Source organism: Humibacillus xanthopallidus (genome assembly GCF_006716675.1).
GTDB classification, from domain to species: domain Bacteria; phylum Actinomycetota; class Actinomycetes; order Actinomycetales; family Dermatophilaceae; genus Humibacillus; species Humibacillus xanthopallidus_B.
Map to the genome: position 1 here is coordinate 268,008 of NZ_VFPM01000002.1, position 16,275 is coordinate 284,282.

Annotated in this window: 12 protein-coding genes, 1 tRNA gene and 1 riboswitch; of the genes, 9 read left to right on the forward strand and 4 right to left on the reverse strand. The window is 69.7% G+C overall.

Annotation, left to right across the window (positions count from 1 at the left end; all coding sequences use genetic code 11):
- The first annotated feature begins 95 nt into the window (after positions 1 to 95).
- From FBY41_RS09200 to FBY41_RS09220, 5 genes are all read left to right on the forward strand, one after another.
- Entirely contained in the window at positions 96 to 1,412 is a 1,317-nt protein-coding gene (locus tag FBY41_RS09200; protein WP_141843736.1) for a sugar ABC transporter substrate-binding protein, read from the forward strand.
- A gap of 161 nt (positions 1,413 to 1,573) precedes the next feature.
- Positions 1,574 to 3,118 carry an ABC transporter permease subunit gene (locus FBY41_RS09205; RefSeq protein WP_141843738.1) on the forward strand — a complete coding sequence of 515 codons (1,545 nt, stop codon included), beginning with the start codon at positions 1,574 to 1,576 and terminating at the stop codon, positions 3,116 to 3,118.
- Positions 3,118 to 4,053, forward strand: coding sequence for a sugar ABC transporter permease (locus tag FBY41_RS09210; RefSeq protein ID WP_141843740.1), 936 nt, complete (start codon positions 3,118 to 3,120; stop codon positions 4,051 to 4,053). The genes FBY41_RS09205 and FBY41_RS09210 overlap by 1 nt, the downstream gene beginning before the upstream one ends.
- Positions 4,050 to 5,936, forward strand: coding sequence for a glycoside hydrolase family 13 protein (locus FBY41_RS09215; RefSeq protein WP_141843742.1), 1,887 nt, complete (start codon positions 4,050 to 4,052; stop codon positions 5,934 to 5,936). The genes FBY41_RS09210 and FBY41_RS09215 overlap by 4 nt, the downstream gene beginning before the upstream one ends.
- 1 nt (position 5,937) lies before the next feature.
- On the forward strand, positions 5,938 to 6,951 hold the full coding sequence (locus tag FBY41_RS09220; RefSeq protein WP_141843744.1) for a LacI family DNA-binding transcriptional regulator: 1,014 nt from the start codon (positions 5,938 to 5,940) through the stop codon (positions 6,949 to 6,951).
- A gap of 72 nt (positions 6,952 to 7,023) precedes the next feature.
- Here the strand turns inward: FBY41_RS09220 and otsB are convergent, their stop codons facing one another.
- Together otsB and FBY41_RS09230 are read right to left on the reverse strand one after the other, a co-directional pair.
- On the reverse strand, positions 7,024 to 7,830 hold the full coding sequence (otsB, locus tag FBY41_RS09225) for a trehalose-phosphatase (RefSeq protein WP_141843745.1): 807 nt from the start codon (positions 7,828 to 7,830) through the stop codon (positions 7,024 to 7,026).
- On the reverse strand, positions 7,827 to 9,347 hold the full coding sequence (locus FBY41_RS09230) for an alpha,alpha-trehalose-phosphate synthase (UDP-forming) (RefSeq protein ID WP_260439665.1): 1,521 nt from the start codon (positions 9,345 to 9,347) through the stop codon (positions 7,827 to 7,829). Before FBY41_RS09230 ends, otsB begins: the two co-directional genes overlap by 4 nt.
- A gap of 230 nt (positions 9,348 to 9,577) precedes the next feature.
- On the opposite strand from FBY41_RS09230, the gene FBY41_RS09235 reads away from it, so the two are divergent.
- From FBY41_RS09235 to FBY41_RS09250, 4 genes are all read left to right on the forward strand, one after another.
- Positions 9,578 to 10,009, forward strand: a complete 432-nt coding sequence (locus tag FBY41_RS09235; protein WP_141843747.1) for a CBS domain-containing protein — start codon at positions 9,578 to 9,580, stop codon at positions 10,007 to 10,009.
- 57 nt (positions 10,010 to 10,066) lie between these two features.
- Positions 10,067 to 11,911, forward strand: a complete 1,845-nt coding sequence (locus tag FBY41_RS09240) for a serine/threonine-protein kinase (protein ID WP_141843749.1) — start codon at positions 10,067 to 10,069, stop codon at positions 11,909 to 11,911.
- Positions 11,912 to 12,268: 357 nt separating this feature from the next.
- A riboswitch (cyclic di-AMP (ydaO/yuaA leader) is annotated at positions 12,269 to 12,396 on the forward strand.
- Positions 12,397 to 12,423: 27 nt separating this feature from the next.
- Positions 12,424 to 13,131 (forward strand): LysM peptidoglycan-binding domain-containing protein, encoded by a 708-nt coding sequence (locus FBY41_RS09245; RefSeq protein WP_141843751.1) that lies wholly within the window; start codon positions 12,424 to 12,426, stop codon positions 13,129 to 13,131.
- A 255-nt stretch (positions 13,132 to 13,386) separates the two neighbouring features.
- Positions 13,387 to 13,462: transfer RNA gene (locus FBY41_RS09250), tRNA-Thr, on the forward strand.
- Positions 13,463 to 13,831: 369 nt separating this feature from the next.
- Here FBY41_RS09250 and FBY41_RS09255 read toward each other — a convergent pair.
- Both FBY41_RS09255 and FBY41_RS09260 read right to left on the reverse strand, forming a co-directional pair.
- Positions 13,832 to 14,503 (reverse strand): GAP family protein, encoded by a 672-nt coding sequence (locus tag FBY41_RS09255; protein ID WP_141843754.1) that lies wholly within the window; start codon positions 14,501 to 14,503, stop codon positions 13,832 to 13,834.
- On the reverse strand, positions 14,500 to 16,263 hold the full coding sequence (locus FBY41_RS09260; protein WP_141843756.1) for a SulP family inorganic anion transporter: 1,764 nt from the start codon (positions 16,261 to 16,263) through the stop codon (positions 14,500 to 14,502). The genes FBY41_RS09255 and FBY41_RS09260 overlap by 4 nt, the downstream gene beginning before the upstream one ends.
- Between the last annotated feature and the right edge of the window lie 12 nt (positions 16,264 to 16,275).

The following is a 16,275-nucleotide window of genomic DNA, read 5'->3' on the forward strand; positions in this document are numbered from 1 at the left end:
AACTTGCTGCAAGCGGGTTTCGCCAGTCTGCAAGTTCTTGCTACATTCGGGCCCACCGGTGGCGGCGTGTGCCACCTGGCTTCAAAGGAGAATCCATGCACAAGCGTGCGCTTGGTGCTGTTGCTGTCACGGGTGTCGCCGCCCTGGCCCTCAGCGCCTGCGGTGGGTCCAGCCCCACCACCCCGTCCAACACCGCCGCCGGCACCGCGAAGGCGACCACGACCGGCGTTCCGGAGACCCCCAGCGGCACCGCGGCTCCCGTCCGCGACGCCAATGTGGACCTCGTCATCTGGACTGACGCCGACCGCTCCGCGGCCGTGCAGAAGTACGCCGACGAGTTCGCCGCCGAGAACGGCGTCACGGTCAAGGTCCAGATCTCGACCGACACGCGTCAGCAGTTCAAGGACGCCACGAAGGTCGGCAAGGGCCCGGACGTCATCGTCGGCGCGCACGACTGGCTCGGCGAGCTCGTCCAGAACTCCACGGTCGCCCCGGTCAACCTGGCGTCCGACGTGTCCGCCAAGTTCCTCCCGAAGGCGATCGAGGCGACGAAGTTCAACGGCCAGTCCTACGGCGTGCCCTACGCCGTCGAGAACATCGGCCTCATGTACAACAAGGACCTCGTCCCGAACCCGCCGAAGACCATGGACGAGCTCGTCGCCACGGGCGAGAAGCTCGTCAAGGAGGGCAAGGCCAAGCAGGTCCTGTCGCAGTTCGTCTCCAAGGTCGGCAACGCCTACTTCGCCTACCCCTACCTCTCGGCCTTCGAGGGCGGCGGCATCTTCGGGACCAACGCCCAGGGTGGCTACGACCCCAACAAGGTCATCGTCGACAGCCCCGGGTCCGTCAAGGGCGGTGAGGTCCTCGCCGACCTCGGCAAGAAGAAGGTCCTCTCGACGAACGTCGACGACACGAACCAGGACGCGCTCTTCGACTCGAAGGCCGCCCCGTTCATGATCAGCGGTCCGTGGAGCGTCGCCAAGGCGAAGGAGGCGGGCATCAACTACGGCATCGCCCCGCTGCCGAGCCTCGAGGGCGGCGGTCCGATGAAGCCGTTCCTCGGCGTCCAGATGTTCTACGTCTCGAGCAAGGCCAAGAACGCCGCCCTCGCGCAGGAGTTCGTCACGAACTACATCCCGCGCAAGGACGTCCAGCTCGCCCTCTTCGAGGTCGGCAAGCGTCCGCCGGCCCTCAAGGAGGCCTACGACGAGGTTTCCGCCACCGACCCCGACGTCAAGGCGTGGTACGAGGCCGGCGTCGACGGTGCCCCGATGCCGAACATCCCCGCGATGAACTCGGTCTGGGGCCCCTTCGGCCAGGCGACCGCTGACATCATCGCCGGTAAGGCAGGCGCCCAGGCGCGTCTCGACGCCGCCGCCAAGGAGATCGAGGCGAACATCGCCAAGGGTTGAGTTTCCTTGATGTAGAAAGGGTTCCGGGGTCCGCCCTTGCGGCGGACCCCGGGGCCCGGCTCGTCGGTCGGCTCAGTGTGGAGTCGACCTGAGAGGCCCCGGGGCCTCTCCCTCGTGCATCTTCGGCAACGGCGCCGGTCGGCGCAAAAGGACGTGTCTCCATGACGAAGCCCCTCGCCCTTGCGATCAAGTGGGTCCTCATCGCCGCGGCGGTGGCCGGCGCCTTCGTGATCGCCACCAAGCTCGCTGAAGCGGGCAACACCCTCGCAGTCGTCCTCGCCGGCGTCGTCGGCCTGGGCATCCTCGCCATCTACGCGACGCGACGCGCTGTGCCCCTGAAGTACCTCGCCCCCGGCGTGCTGCTGATGATCCTCTTCCAGCTGTGGCCGGTCGTCTACACCGCCAACCTCTCCTTCACGAACTACGGTGACGGACACCTCTACTCCAAGGAGGAGTCGGTCTCCGACATCATCGCGCAGTCGGTGCGAGAGGTGCCGGGAACCCCCAGATACAAGATGAGCGTGGCGGTCAAGGAGCGCGCGAGCGTCGAGACGGCCGACCTCATCCTGCTGCTCACGAACCCGGAGGGCGCGACCTTCACGGGCGACCCGAGCGGCCTCAAGCCGCTTGCGCCCGAGGGCGTGACGAAGGCCCCCTCGGGGAAGATCCTCTCAGCGCCCGGCTACACGCTCCTCACCGCTCGCCAGGTCAACGCACGAAGCGCGGACCTGTCCGCTCTCGCCGTGCCCACCAGTGACGGCGGCGGCATCAAGCCGGTCGGCCTCTCCGAGGCCTTCGAGGGCAAGCCGACGATGAGCTACGACGCGGCGAGCGACCGGATCACCGACAGCTCGACGACCCCGCCGACCGTCTACGCGCCGGCAGACGCTCGGTGGACCAATGTCGCCGACCCCTCCCAGACCCTGCCGCAGGGCTGGAAGGAGGGCGTCGGCCTGGCCAACTACACCCGCATCTTCACCGACCCGACCCTGCGCGAGGGCTTCGTCAGCATCTTCGTCTGGAACCTCTTCTTCGCCATCTTCTCGGTGCTCTCGACGTTCCTGCTGGGCATGCTCATCGCCCTGCTCTTCAACGATCCGAGGCTGCGTGGCAAGGGGATCTACCGGTCGCTGCTGATCCTGCCCTACGCCCTGCCGATCTTCGTGACGGCGCTGGTCTGGAAGGGCATGTTCAACCAGGACTACGGCATCATCAACCAGCTGACCGGCCTCAACGTCGACTGGCTGGGCACGAGTCTCGGCGCCAAGACGGCCATCCTCATCACCAACCTGTGGCTCGGCTTCCCCTACATGTTCATCGTGTGCACCGGCGCCCTGCAGTCGATCCCGCAGGACGTCCGCGAGGCGGCGACCATCGACGGGGCGAACGCCTTCCGCACGCTGCGCTCGATCATCATGCCGCTGCTGCTCGTCGCGGTGGGCCCGCTGCTCCTCGCGTCGTTCGCGTTCAACTTCAACAACTTCGGGCTCATCTACCTGCTCACCAAGGGCGGGCCCTTCAACGGCGCCGATACCTCGATCGGGTCGAGTGACCTGCTCATCACGTATGCGTATCGCCTGGCGTTCTCCGGTAGCGCACCCAACTACGGCTTCGCGGCCGCGGTCTCGGTCATCATCTTCATCCTCGTGGCGTTGATGAGCATCCCGGGCTTCCGTCGCACCAAGGCTCTCGAGGAGATCAACTGATGTCTGCCCCCGTTCCCGCTGACCCACGGCTCGAGCAGCGCCTCGAGGCCGAGACCCGAGAGCCCGCGCCCGCGTCGCCCAAGCGCCGGGGCCTGGGCGGCCACGTCTGGTGGCGCCACGCCCTCGGCATCCTCGCCCTCATCTGGGCGCTCTTCCCGATCGTCTTCATCTACTCGGCCGCGACGAACCCCTCGGGCACCCTCAACACGGCGAGCCTCTTCCCCTCGGGCTTCTCCACGGTCAACTTCGAGGCGCTCTTCAACGACGCGTCCCGTCCGTACTGGACGTGGTACAAGAACTCGATGATCGTCTCGACGATCGGCGCTCTCGGTGCGGTCTTCGTCGGTGCCTGCGCGGCCTTCGCCTTCTCGCGGCTGCGCTTCAAGGGTCGCCGGCCGGGCATGATGTTCCTGCTGCTGACGACGTTCTTCCCGGCGCTGCTCGCCATCGTCGCGATGTACATCATCTTCGCGGGCATCGGTGACGTCCTGCCGGCCTTCGGCCTCAACACCCTCGCCGGCCTCGTCCTCGCCTACCTCGGTGGTGCGCTCGGCGCCAACGTCTGGCTGCTCAAGGGCTACTTCGACACCGTGCCACGAGAGCTCGACGAGGCGGCCATCGTCGACGGCGCGAGCCACGCCCGGATCTTCTTCACCATGACGCTTCGCCTCGTGATGCCGATCCTCGTGACGGTCTTCATGCTCGTCTTCGTCGGCCTCTACGGCGAGTTCATGCTCGCGAGCATCTTCCTCACCGACGTCGACACCCAGACGCTCGGTGTGGGCCTCTACGGCATGACCCTCGGCACGACGGCCAACGAGCTCTTCGGGCGCTTCACGGCCGGTGCACTGCTCGCCTCGCTGCCGGTCATGGTGCTCTACCTGGCCTTCCAGAAGCAGCTGGTCGGCGGACTCACGACGGGCTCGGTGAAGTGACAGACGCCCCGACCCGCCAGCAGACGTGGCTGAGCCAGCCGCACCATGACGGGTCGGGGCGCTACGTCTCGAACCAGGCCCCCCGTCTGGGCGACCGCGTCGACGTCCTGCTCCGCGTCCCACTCGAGGCGGAGGTCGACGCCGTCCACGTGCGCACAGCCCCCGACGGCGAGGCGACCTTCACGGTCGCCAAGCGGGTGCGCACGACCGCCACGGACGACTGGTGGCGGGCGACGCTCACCTGCCACAACCCGGTCACCACCTACCGCTTCCTGCTCACCGGCGGGCCGACGAAGTACCAGTGGCTCAACGGCACCGGCCTGCACACGCGCGACCTGCCCGACGCCAGCGACTTCCGCCTCGTGGCGCACGACAGCCCGCCGCCCGCGTGGGCGCTGGGGTCCGTCGTCTACCAGATCTTCCCCGACCGCTTCGCGCGCTCTCGTCGCGCCGACCGCTACGAGACCCCCGACTGGGCGATCCCGGCGGCCTGGACCGACCCGGTCGACCTCAGCCCGAAGGGTGTCGCTCACCAGTTCTACGGCGGTGACCTCGACGGGGTCACCGAGCACCTCGACCACCTCGAGTCGCTCGGTGTCGACGTCGTCTACCTCACGCCGTTCTTCCCGGCCCGCTCGAACCACCGCTACGACGCGTCCTCGTTCGAGCAGATCGACCCGCTCCTCGGCGGGGCGCCTGCGCTGAGGCGGCTCACGTCGTCGGCCCACGAGCGCGGCCTCAAGGTCATGGGTGACTTCACGACGAACCACACGGGCGATGCTCACGAGTGGTTCCTCGCGGCATCCGGACCCGACGGCAAGCGCCGTCCCGAGCGCGACTACTACATCTGGGAGGACGGCAGCTACGTCGCCTGGCTGGGCGTGCCGTCGCTGCCCAAGCTCAACCACCTCAACGCGGCGCTGCGCCAGCGCATCTTCGAGCACCCCCAGGGTGTCGTGCGCAAGTGGCTCGGACGCTCCGGTGGTCTCGACGGCTGGCGCGTCGACGTCGCCAACATGACGGGGCGGTGGCGCGACACCGACGTCAACCACGACGTCGCCAGGCAGATGCGAAACGTCATGGCCCGGGTGGCTCCCGACGCCCTGCTCGTCGGCGAGCACTTCCACGACTACACGCCCGACATGCCGGGCGACGGCTGGCACGGCGTCATGAACTACGCCGGCTTCTGCAAGCCGGCGTGGACGTGGCTGCGTGAGGACCCCAAGGACCCGCGCTTCCTCGGCGCCCCGGTGCCACTGCCGCACCTCGGCGCGGCGGCCGTCGTCGACACGATGCGCGACTTCACCTCACGCATCGCATGGCAGTCGCTCGTCCACTCCTTCAACCTCGTCGGCTCGCACGACGTGCCCCGCATCCGCACCCTGGTCGGACCGGACAGCGTCGAGGCGGCCGCCGGCCTGCTCTTCACGTTCCCGTCGATGCCGATGCTGACCTATGGCGACGAGATCGGCATGGAGGGCACCTTCGGCGAGGACGGGCGCCGACCCATGCCGTGGGACGAATCCGACTGGGACACTGACACGCTCGCGGTCTACCGCGGTCTCATCGCTGCCCGCAAGGGCTCGGTCGCGCTGCGCCGTGGTGGCCTGCGCTGGGTCCACGCCGAGGGCGATGCCATCGTCTTCCTCCGCGAGACCGAGCAGGAGGTCGCACTCGTGCACGTGGCCCGCGACGCCCACGCGCCCGTGGTCCTGCCCGCCCACCATCTCGCCGGCATCGAGAACGGGGCACCGGCATACGGACCCGGTCCGGAGATCGGTGCGGGGGCTGTCACACTGGGCGCCGACAGCGCGCTGGTCCGCATCTGGATCTGGAAGCCCACCGATGGAGGAGCGCGGCACGCACGGCGAAGGGGGCGGTGAGGTGAGAGCACGGCTCAAGGACATCGCCGACCAGGCGGGGGTGTCCGAGGCGACGGTGTCGCGGGTGCTCAACGGCAAGCCCGGCGTGGCCGAGTCGACCCGGCAGGCGGTGCTCACCGCGCTCGACGTCCTGGGGTACGACCGGCCATCTCGCCTGCGCCGCAAGAGCGCCGGGCTCGTCGGCCTCATCGTCCCCGAGCTCACCAACCCGATCTTCCCCGCCTTCGCCCAGATCATCGAGAACTCCCTGGCGCAGAACGGCTACACCCCGGTGTTGTGCACGCAGGTCGCCGGTGGAGTTCACGAGGACGACTACGTGCAGATGCTCCTCGAGCGCGGCGTCGCCGGCATCATCTTCATCTCCGGTCTGCACGCCGACACGACGACCGACCCTGATCGCTACATCGCCCTGCGCGACCGAGGCCTGCCGCTCGTGCTCGTCAACGGCTACATCGAAGGCGTCGACGCGCCGTTCATCTCCAACGACGACGTGGCATCGATGGGCCTCGCCCTGGAGCACCTCGTCAGCCTCGGTCACCGCGAGATCGGCCTGGCCGTCGGGCCGGACCGCTACGTGCCTGTCATCCGCAAGATCGCGGGCTTCCGGCACTCGATGCAGGAGCTGACGGGCCGCTCGGACGTCGACGACCTCATCGAGCGCTCCCTCTTCACGGTGGAGGGCGGCGCCACCGCGGCGGGGCGCCTGCTCGACCGGGGTGCGACGGCCGTCGTGTGCGGGTCCGACCTCATGGCGCTCGGCGCCATCCGCGAGGCACGCAAGCGGGGCCTCCAGGTGCCTCGCGACTTCTCGGTCGTCGGCTACGACGACTCGACGCTCATCGCGTTCACCGACCCGCCGCTGACCACGGTGCGTCAGAGCGTCAACGCGATGAGTGCCGCCACAGTGCGGGCGTTGCTCGACGAGATCGCCGGACAGCCTTCTCCCCGAGCCGAATACGTCTTCCGGCCCGAGCTCGTCGTGCGCGGCTCCACCGGCGCGGTGCGTCGCCGCTGAGCCCCGCCACACGGCATACCGCCCTCGCGTCGCCCGCCGGGGTATGCCGCCTCGCGGGGTGGGTGACCGCGCTCAGCTGGGCACGTGGGCAGCAGAGCAGAGCTGCCAGAGCTTCGTGAGCACGCGGGCCACGGTGGCCTCGTCGTCGAGCCGGAAGCGGGCTGCGGTCGAGCCGGCGCCGACCTTGACCGTGACGTCCTGCGGACGACGCAGGCGCGTGAAGGCGTCCTCATCGGTCACGTCGTCGCCGAAGTAGATGCGGGCGACGGCATCGACGCTGCGGCCGAGGGCCGTGACGGCAGAGCCCTTGTCGGCGTGGGAGACCGACAGCTCGAGCACGGACTTGCCCTTGAGCACCTTGACGCCGGGGTGCTCGAGCGCGAGGCGGCGCGCATCGGCCAGCGCGGCGTCGGACACCTCGCGGGGGAGGCCGCGAGTGTGGACGACGACGGCGGCAGCCTTGTACTCGATGCCGGCCTCCGGGTGGTGCTCCTTGACGAGCGCTTCGATGTCGGAACGGAGCTCCGTGAGCGTCACCTCGTCGTCAGGGGTGACTGCCGCGTGCTCCATCGCGGATCGCACTGCCGCGTCAGAGGATTCGGCTCCGTGGCTGCCGATGAGCACGATCGGCTCGTCCTCGTCGATGCCCGTGAGGCGGCGCAGGGTCTTGAGGTCGCGCCCGGAGATGACCGCGACGTGCAGACCCGGCAGGTCGGCCAGCGCCCGCAGCGTGTCGATCGTGCCCGGCTCGGCCACGGCCCGCATGGGGTCGGCGGCGAAGCGGGCGAGCACCCCGTCGTAGTCGGTCGCGAGGAGCAGCCGCTTCGCCACAGCGACGTCCTCGAGGGTCTCGAGCAGGGCCGGCAGTCCCTCGGTCATGCGAACGTGGCCCTCTCTGCGGTGCTGATGCCCCCGAGGTGCATGGCTCCCGGATCCGCACCCGGCCCGGCGAGCGGGTCGGCGCCGGAGACCAGGCTGGGGCGCGGCACGTCGGGTGCCGCGTCGAGGGCTGCGAGGTAGCGCGCGGCCCACCGCTGCACGTCGTGGTCGGCGACCCGTCGGCGCAGGGCTCGCATGATGCGCTGCTTGTCCTTGGCCGGGGTGTTGATGGCGCGGAGGATGGTCTGCTTGAGGCCCTCGATGTCGTGCGGGTTGCACGCGAAGGCCTGGTGCAGCTCGTGCCACGCGCCGGTGAACTCCGACAGCACGAGGGCGCCGCCGAGGTCGTGGCGGCACGTGACGTACTCCTTGGCGACGAGGTTCATCCCGTCGCGTAGCGGGGTGACGAGCATGACGTCGGCCGCCTGGAAGAGCGCGGCCATCTCCTCGCGCGGGTAGGAGTGGTGGAGGTAGTGCACGGCCGGCGCGCCGATCTTGCCGAGCTCGCCGTTGATGCGCCCCACGGTCTGCTCGACCTCCCCCCGCAGGATGCGGTAGGCGTCGACGCGCTCGCGGCTCGGCGTCGCCACCTGCACGAGCGTGACCTCGGGCGGACCGAAGCGGCCCTCGCTGAGCAGCTCTTCGTAGGCCTTGAGACGGTGCCGGATGCCCTTCGTGTAGTCGAGGCGGTCGACGCCGAGCATGAGCACCTCGGGGTCGCCGAGGCTGGCGCGGATCTCGCGCGCGCGGGCCATGACGTCGGGCTGCTTGGCGAGCTCCTCGAGCCCCTTGAAGTCGACGGAGATGGGCATCGCTGCCGCGCGGACCCGGCGGTGGCTGCCCTCGACGGTGACGAGGTCGCGCTTGGTGCGGGCGCCGAGCAGCTGCCGACACGCTCGCACGAAGTTGCGCGAGTCCGCCTGGCGCTGGAAGCCGAGGAAGTCGGCCCCGAGCAGCCCGTCGAGGAGCTGGGTGCGCCACGGGAGCTGGGCGAAGAGCTCGACCGGAGGGAAGGGGATGTGGTTGAACCAGCCGATGCGCACGTCGGGGCGCAGCTTGCGCACGAGGGCCGGCACGAGCTGGAGCTGGTAGTCCTGCACCCAGACACGGGCCCCTTCGGCCGCGACCTCGGCGACCGCCTCGGCGAAGCGCTGGTTGACGGTCTGGTAGCTCGACCACCAGTCGCGGTGGAAGGAGGCCGGCACGATGACGTCGTGGTAGATCGGCCAGAGGGTGTCGTTGGAGAAGCCCTCGTAGTAGTCGCGGACCTCGTCGGCGGACAGCGGCACCGGACGCAGGTGGATGCCGTCCTCGTCGAAGGGCTCGGGCGCCTCGCCGGTGTCACCGGCCCAGCCGACCCACGCACCCGGCTGGCTGCGCATCACCGACTCCATGGCCGTGACGAGCCCGCCGGGGCTGCGCCGCCACTCGGACTCGCCGCTGTCGGTGACGACCTTGTCGACGGGCAGGCGGTTCGCCGCGATGACGAGGTCGTAGGTCTGCCGTGCGGACGGCACGCAATCAACTCCTGCTCGAACGGGACCGGTGGCCTGCCGGTCAGGGCTGCGGATGGATCCGAGGCGGCCACATGGTGCCGGCTGTCTCGCATGGTGGTGGTCGCCACGGTGCGCAGCCCACTCTAACGAGAGAACGCTGGCGCCCGGACGGGTCCCGCTCTAGGGTCGGGTCTAGGGCACCGGTGCGCCGGAGGCTGCCGGCAAGTCGCCGACTCGAGACGGAGGTCGCCATGAAGATTTCGGACGTGCTGCGGTCCAAGGGCGGGGGCGTCGTGACGATCAAGCCCGACGACACGGTGAGCCATCTGCTCGCCCTGCTCGACGAGCACCGCATCGGTGCGCTCGTCGTCAGCACCGACGGCGCCGCCGTCGAGGGCATCGTCAGCGAGCGCGACATCGTGCGCCACCTGCACGCCAGCGGCACCGACGTGCTCGACGGGCCCGTGTCGGCCATCATGACGAGTGAGGTCACGACGGGGTCGGCCGGTGACAACATCGCCGACCTCGCGGGCACGATGACCGAGATGCGCGTGCGCCACGTCCCCATCGTCGACGAGGACGGCAAGCTCACGGCGATCGTCAGCATCGGCGACATCGTCAAGCACCGCCTCAGCGAGCTGCAGTCGGAGCGCGACGCGCTCCGCGACTACATCACGAGCTAGCGCCCGCTCCGCGGTTGTCGGTGCCGGTGTGGGCGTCCGGTCGCATACCGTAGGGGGATGACGGCCTACGACCGGACCGATCGGGCGCCCAGCCCGCCGTCCGGTGTGCGCGCCGCCCCGCAGGACGGCCGCGACGGCATACCCCGTGAGCGGCACGAGCGGCTCGGCCCCTACCGCCTCATCGAGGAGATCGGGGAGGGGGGCATGGGCGTCGTGTACCTCGCCCTCGACCCGCGCGGCCGCGCGGTCGCGATCAAGGTGCTGCGCGCCCACATCGCCCACGACGACGACGCACGTCGCCGCCTCGGCCGCGAGGTAGACACGCTCTCGCGCATCCGCGACGACCGGGTCGCGAGCGTCATCGACGCCGACATCATGGGACCGCGCCCCTACATCGTGACCCGGTACGTGCCGGGCCCGGCGCTCGACGAGACGGTCGAGGAGCACGGGCCGCTCGCCCCCGACGAGCTGCTCCGGCTCGCCCGCGGCGTCGCCGAGGCGATCCGCGCCATCCATGCCTGCGGCGTCGTGCACCGCGACATCAAGCCGGGCAACGTCCTGCTCGAGGACGGCGAGCCCGTGCTCATCGACTTCGGCATCGCCCACCTGCAGGACGACGTGCGCCACACCGTCGGCGGCCTCGTCATGGGCACCCCGGGCTATCTCTCGCCCGAGCTCGTCGAGGGCGCCGAGATCACCGACGCCACCGACTGGTGGGGGTGGGCGGCGACCATCACCTTCGCGGCCTCGGGCCGTCCGCCGTTCGGCCGGGCCCGCATGGACGCCGTGCTCACCCGCGTCCGTGCCGGCGACGTCGACCTCGACGGCGTCGACCCGCTCCTCGTGCCCCTGCTGCGGGCGGCGCTGTCGCCCGACCCCTCCCGTCGGCCGCACGCCGACGACGTCATCGCGGCCCTCGAGCAGTATGCCGCCGGGCGCGCCGCGACGGTGCCGGCCCCCCGCGGCGGTCCGTGGGACGACGACACGACACACGTCGAGCCGCCACCCCTGCCGCCCGGGTCGACCCAGGTGCTCCAGGAGCGGAGCACGTCGGTGCTGCCTCCTGTGCCGTATGCGCCTCCGCAGCCGTCGTGGGCGCCCCCGGCCGGGGCTCCCGCCGCCGTGGGCGGGCATGACGGCTACGACCCGCACGACGGCTACGACCCCCAGGACGGCTACGACGGCTACGACGCCGACCCCTATGCGGGCCAGGAGATCGAGCCGGCCCGTGGGGGGCTGCCGACGACCGACGACTACTGGGGTCGCGGCGTGCCCGAGGACGAGGCCGAGGACGCCCCCCGTGAGGGCGACCCGCGCATCGGGCTGGCGATGCGCACGGGGCTGCTCGGCGCCGCCGGGCTCGCGTGGGTCGGGGCGCTCGCGGCGTGGCCAGGCATCGCCCTGCTCGTGCTCGTCGGCTGGTCGGTCATCGCCCGGGCGACGGACCTGTCCTTCACCTCCCTCGTGCTGCGGCGCTACGAGCACGGCCGGCGGCGCAGCGACGTCGCGATGGCAGTCGTCACGAGCCCGTGGCACCTCGTCGTCGGCATCATCGCCACCGCGGTGAGCCTCATCCTCCCGGTCGGCGTGGCGCTCGCCGGGATCTTCGGCTCAGCGCTGCTGCTCGCCGGCACGCGGGGCGGCGAGCTCGGCCCGGGTGCCCCCGTGACCCTCGTCATCGGCGGCGCGCTCGGTCTGGCGATGCTGTGGTGGGGGCCCGGTGGGGCATCACTGCGACGAGGATCGCGCTCCATCGTGAGACGCCTCGTGCCTGCCGGCTTGTCGACGCAGATCGTCGCCGGGGTGCTCGCCACGGTCGGGGTGGTCGCGGGCGCGATCGCCATCGCCAACGGGGCGAGCCTGACGTGGAATCCCTTCTCCGGCAACCCATTCGGCGGTTAGGGCGCCACCCGCTGGTGACCTCGCGACGGTGCCGGACGGCATACCGTCTCGAAATGGGACACACAGGGACAGCACAGCGGTCTCCGAGAATGTCAAGGAATGGTCAATTCCAGATCACGAAAAGATCTCGGTCCTGCTTGTCTCGTGCCTTTGGCTCACGTACCGTCGGATCTCGGCGGCCTCCTTCATCCGGAGCCGGATCGGGGTTTTTCCTTCCTTTCCATGTGGTCGCCCGTCGTGCCCGGAAGCCACCGGCGCGCTCCACAACTTCACATGGACACCCATCAATCCGGTCTCTGAGCGCGCCGAGCCTCGCCAGCCAGAGACGTAGCCCGCACCGCGCGGGCCGGGCGAGGACGGGGGACCCAGTGTGGCCAGCGTGCAGTGACAGCGTGCGATGACGGCGTATCCCGCCGTCCTGGTCTCGGGGTGAAGCCGCGCGAGCGGCCGGGCACCTGACCGCCCGAACCCGACAGCTAACCCCGCAGGCGCGCGTCAGGAAGGACACACCCATGCACTACCAGTCGAAGCATGCCCTGGCCAAGCGCCTGTCCCTCAAGCAGCGGATGGCGGGGGTCGGCATCGCCGGCGCGGCCACCGTGGTCGCCGGCATCGGCGCCGCCAACTCCGCCTCCGCGGCGGGGAGCGTCTGGGACCGCGTCGCCGCCTGTGAGTCCGGCGGCAACTGGAGCATCAACACGGGCAACGGCTACTACGGCGGTCTGCAGTTCTCGGGCAGCACGTGGCGTGGCTACGGCGGCGGGCAGTTCGCCTCGCGCGCCGACCTCGCGACCAAGTCCGAGCAGATCACGGTCGCCCAGCGCGTCCTCAAGGGGCAGGGCCCCGGAGCCTGGCCCGTCTGCTCCGTCCGTGCGGGCCTGACCCGGGCGAACGGTGGCGCCTCGGGCGCGACCGCGTCCACGGGCACCACGGCGACCAAGAAGGTCACGACGAAGAAGACCTACGCCGCGCCGAAGAAGGTCACGAAGAAGACCTACGCGGCGCCCAAGGTGTCGAGCAACGAGGAGACGTCACGCTCGGCATCGCGCGTGTCGACGGCCACCGGCGCGAAGGTCACCATCGAGAGCGGTGACACGCTGAGCAAGCTCGCCGTCAAGCACGGGGTCAAGGGCGGGTGGCAGGAGCTCTACGCCGCCAACCGCGGCACCATCGCCAACGCCAACCTCATCTACGTCGGTCAGGTCATCCGCCTGCCCTGATCCGTCGTGAGGCCGGCTCCGGCCGGCTGACGGACTGCCGACGGACTGCTGACGGCCCGCTGGAGGCTGGCTGACCTGGACGGCCCCGCGCGATCACCCCCTGGGTCTCGCGGGGCCGTCCTTCTGCGTTGCGGGGTGGGTGGCAGCGCTGCTGCGGTGAGCAGCTTTCCGGTATGCCGTCCGGCTCCGTTACGCTTTCGCCGTCCCGATGACGGTGGCTGGGCTCGTGCTCCTGTCACCCAGGTGTCGGGGCGTGCTGGCGTGGCGCAATCGGTAGCGCACCTGTCTTGTAAACAGGCGGTTAGGGGTTCGAGTCCCCTCGCCAGCTCCATCGTGTGACCTGCGAAGACAGGCTCTGACCTGCGCTTATGCGGCGCCACGGGGCGCTGTGTCCCAGCGTCACAAGCGGACACGACACCGCTCAGACGTACTCTCCAATCGCACGCTAATCGCACGGCGGTGGCTCGATCGGGAGGTCGCGAGGATCGCTCTGATCGAGTGCGCCCGGGAGTGAATGCAGCACTCGTTCGTCGCCTGTCGTCTCGATTGTGAGGCTGGAAACGTCCCCGTACTGCCCTGGCCGGCTGGCCGGCACATGTGTCCGTGTCTGTCAGTCGGTCACTAGGCGGGACGAGTAGCCGTCGAGGGGGTGCTCAGTCGACGGGGGCCGTGGTCATGGCTGCACCTGCGCACTGCCCATTCAGAAGCTGCCGATGCCCTTGCCGATGAGTGTCACCCCGATGACGAGCAGCAGCACGGCCATGACGGTGGAGTTGTTGTGCACCAGCCAGCTGCGCAGTGTTCCTAAGGGACCGGCCATCCTTGCGGAGGCCGCGAGGTAGGCGGTGACCGGGATGGCAACCGTCGAGGCGGCCAGGATCGTGAACACGGCTATGGAGGCGATGGTGCCACTGGCCGTCAGGCTGGCCGAGCCGATGGCCACGCCGGCGGCAGCTCCGAGGAGGAGGTTCTTTGGGTTGAGCCCCGAGAGCAGGAAGCCCGTCATGAGGGCTCGCGCGGTGGTCATGGTGTCGATGGCCTGCATCCACGGCGGCAATGCAGGTTCGGTGTCGCCCGTGGGGCGAGATCGCCATTGCTTGGTCGCCAGGAGCAGGAGCAGGCCGCCCAGAACGATCTGGATGGTTCCGGCGATGGGCTTGGATGACCCTTCGGCCTCCTGAGGGAGAATGGAGGCGAGCAGGGTGAAGACGGTGACGGCCACGAGGATGCCGAGGATCCATCCGAGCAGAAACCCGATACTGGTGCCTTTCGCTCTGGGCGAGAGCAGCATCAGGATCGCCGCGATGATCGGGATCGGACTGATCGCGACTCCGAGGGCGAGCGGGAGGACCTCGCCGATGACCTCGTTCACGTGCCGTCCTGTCCTGGGGTGGCCGGGGGTGGTGGTTGCTGTTCAGGCCGAGCCGACACGCCACGTGCCGCTTTGATGGCGGCGTCGATGCTGTCGTACCGGCCGGGGACGTCCGCACCCGGTTCGGCAGTGGCCACGACGTCGCGCACCTGACCGATTGACTTGGCCACGAGCAGCTGGATGCCGCGCTCGGCCAGCCGGTCGCGTAATGCCACGAGCATCCCGGCGCCGGTGACGTCGATGGTCGGGATCGTCTCCGCATCAAGAACGACAGCGACGGTGTCTCCCCTGACGGCGTCCAGCACGGTGTCGCGCACGTGGTCGGCATTCGCAAAGAACAACCCCGACTCCACCCGCAGCACGACGACATCAGTGGTGGGTGGCACCTCGGGAGCGCGGTCCTGGTCGACCCAGTCGCCCGGACCTGGGCGTCGCACGAGCCGTGCGACGTGCGGGCGCGAGGACCGGTAGAGCAGCACGATCACTGAGACGCCGATGCCTATGAACAGGCCCGGCAGGGTGTCGAAGACCAGCACGCCGAGGAGGGCGGCCAGGGCGGCGATGAAGTCGACCCGAGTGGTGTGCCGGTAGATCCGGCCGAGTGGCCCGGTCCACACCCGGTACAGGCGGCTCAGCGAGGCGATGTCGACGAGCTCGATGACGGCGGCGATGACCACCGCGGCGAGCACCGCCTCGGGGAGGTCCTCGAACAGGCCGGTCAGGAACAGCAGTGTAATGACGGTGAGTGCGGCGACGGTCAGCCCTGACACTTGGGACTTGGCGCCGGCGCCGCCGTTGACGGCGGTCTTGGACAGGCTGCCGTTGACGACCATCCCGCCGAACAGCCCCGACCCGACATTGGCTGCGCCCATCCCGAGCAGCTCGGCGTTCGGGTCGACGTCGTAGCCCTCCTTGGCGGCGTAGGTCTTCGCCGCCCCGAGTCCCTCGGCGAAACCGATGAGAAGCACCCCGAAGGCTGGGCCCACCAACGCCAGGTAGTGGTCCAGACCCACGTCGGGCAGCGCCAGACTTGGCAGACCCGAGTCGATCGGTCCGACGATGTCCAGCCCCTGCTCATCGAGGCCGAACAGGGCGACCGCGGCGATGCCGGTGAGCACGACGACCAGCGACGCGGGCACCAGCGGCAGGTAACGCTTGAGGACCAAGATCACGACCAGCGATGCCATGCCGACCGCGGTGGTCAGCCAGTCGATGTCGCGCAGCTCACCAAGGATTCCCCAGAGCTTCTCGAAGAAGCTCCCCGGTGGTTTGTCGATGCCCAGAAGCGCGGGCACCTGGCCGATGATGATGGTCAGGGCGAGGCCGATGATGAAGCCCTTGAGCACCGGCTCGGAGATGAACGAGGCGATGAACCCCATCCGCACCACTCCGGCCAGAGCGCACAGCAACCCCATGACGACGGCTAGTGCCGCTGTGGTGGCGGCGAAGTCAGCACCTCCCTGACTGGCGACGTCAGCGACAACGCTGGCCGACAGGGCCGCCGTGCCCGACATCGTCGCGACCACCAGGTGCCGCGAGGAGCCCAGGAGGGGATACAGGATGAGGGACGGCACGGCCGCGTACAGTCCGACCACCGGCGAGACCCCGGCGATCGTGGCGTACGCGAGCGACTCCGGTACGAGCACCGCCCAGACCGTCAGGCCGGCGAGGAGGTCCCCGGTCAGCCACGTCCTGCGGTACCCGCCGAACGAGGGCGCGAGCCACCTCGGGCGCCGGGTAGTCCTCGTCCTGTCGGTCATCCGCGGTCGCTG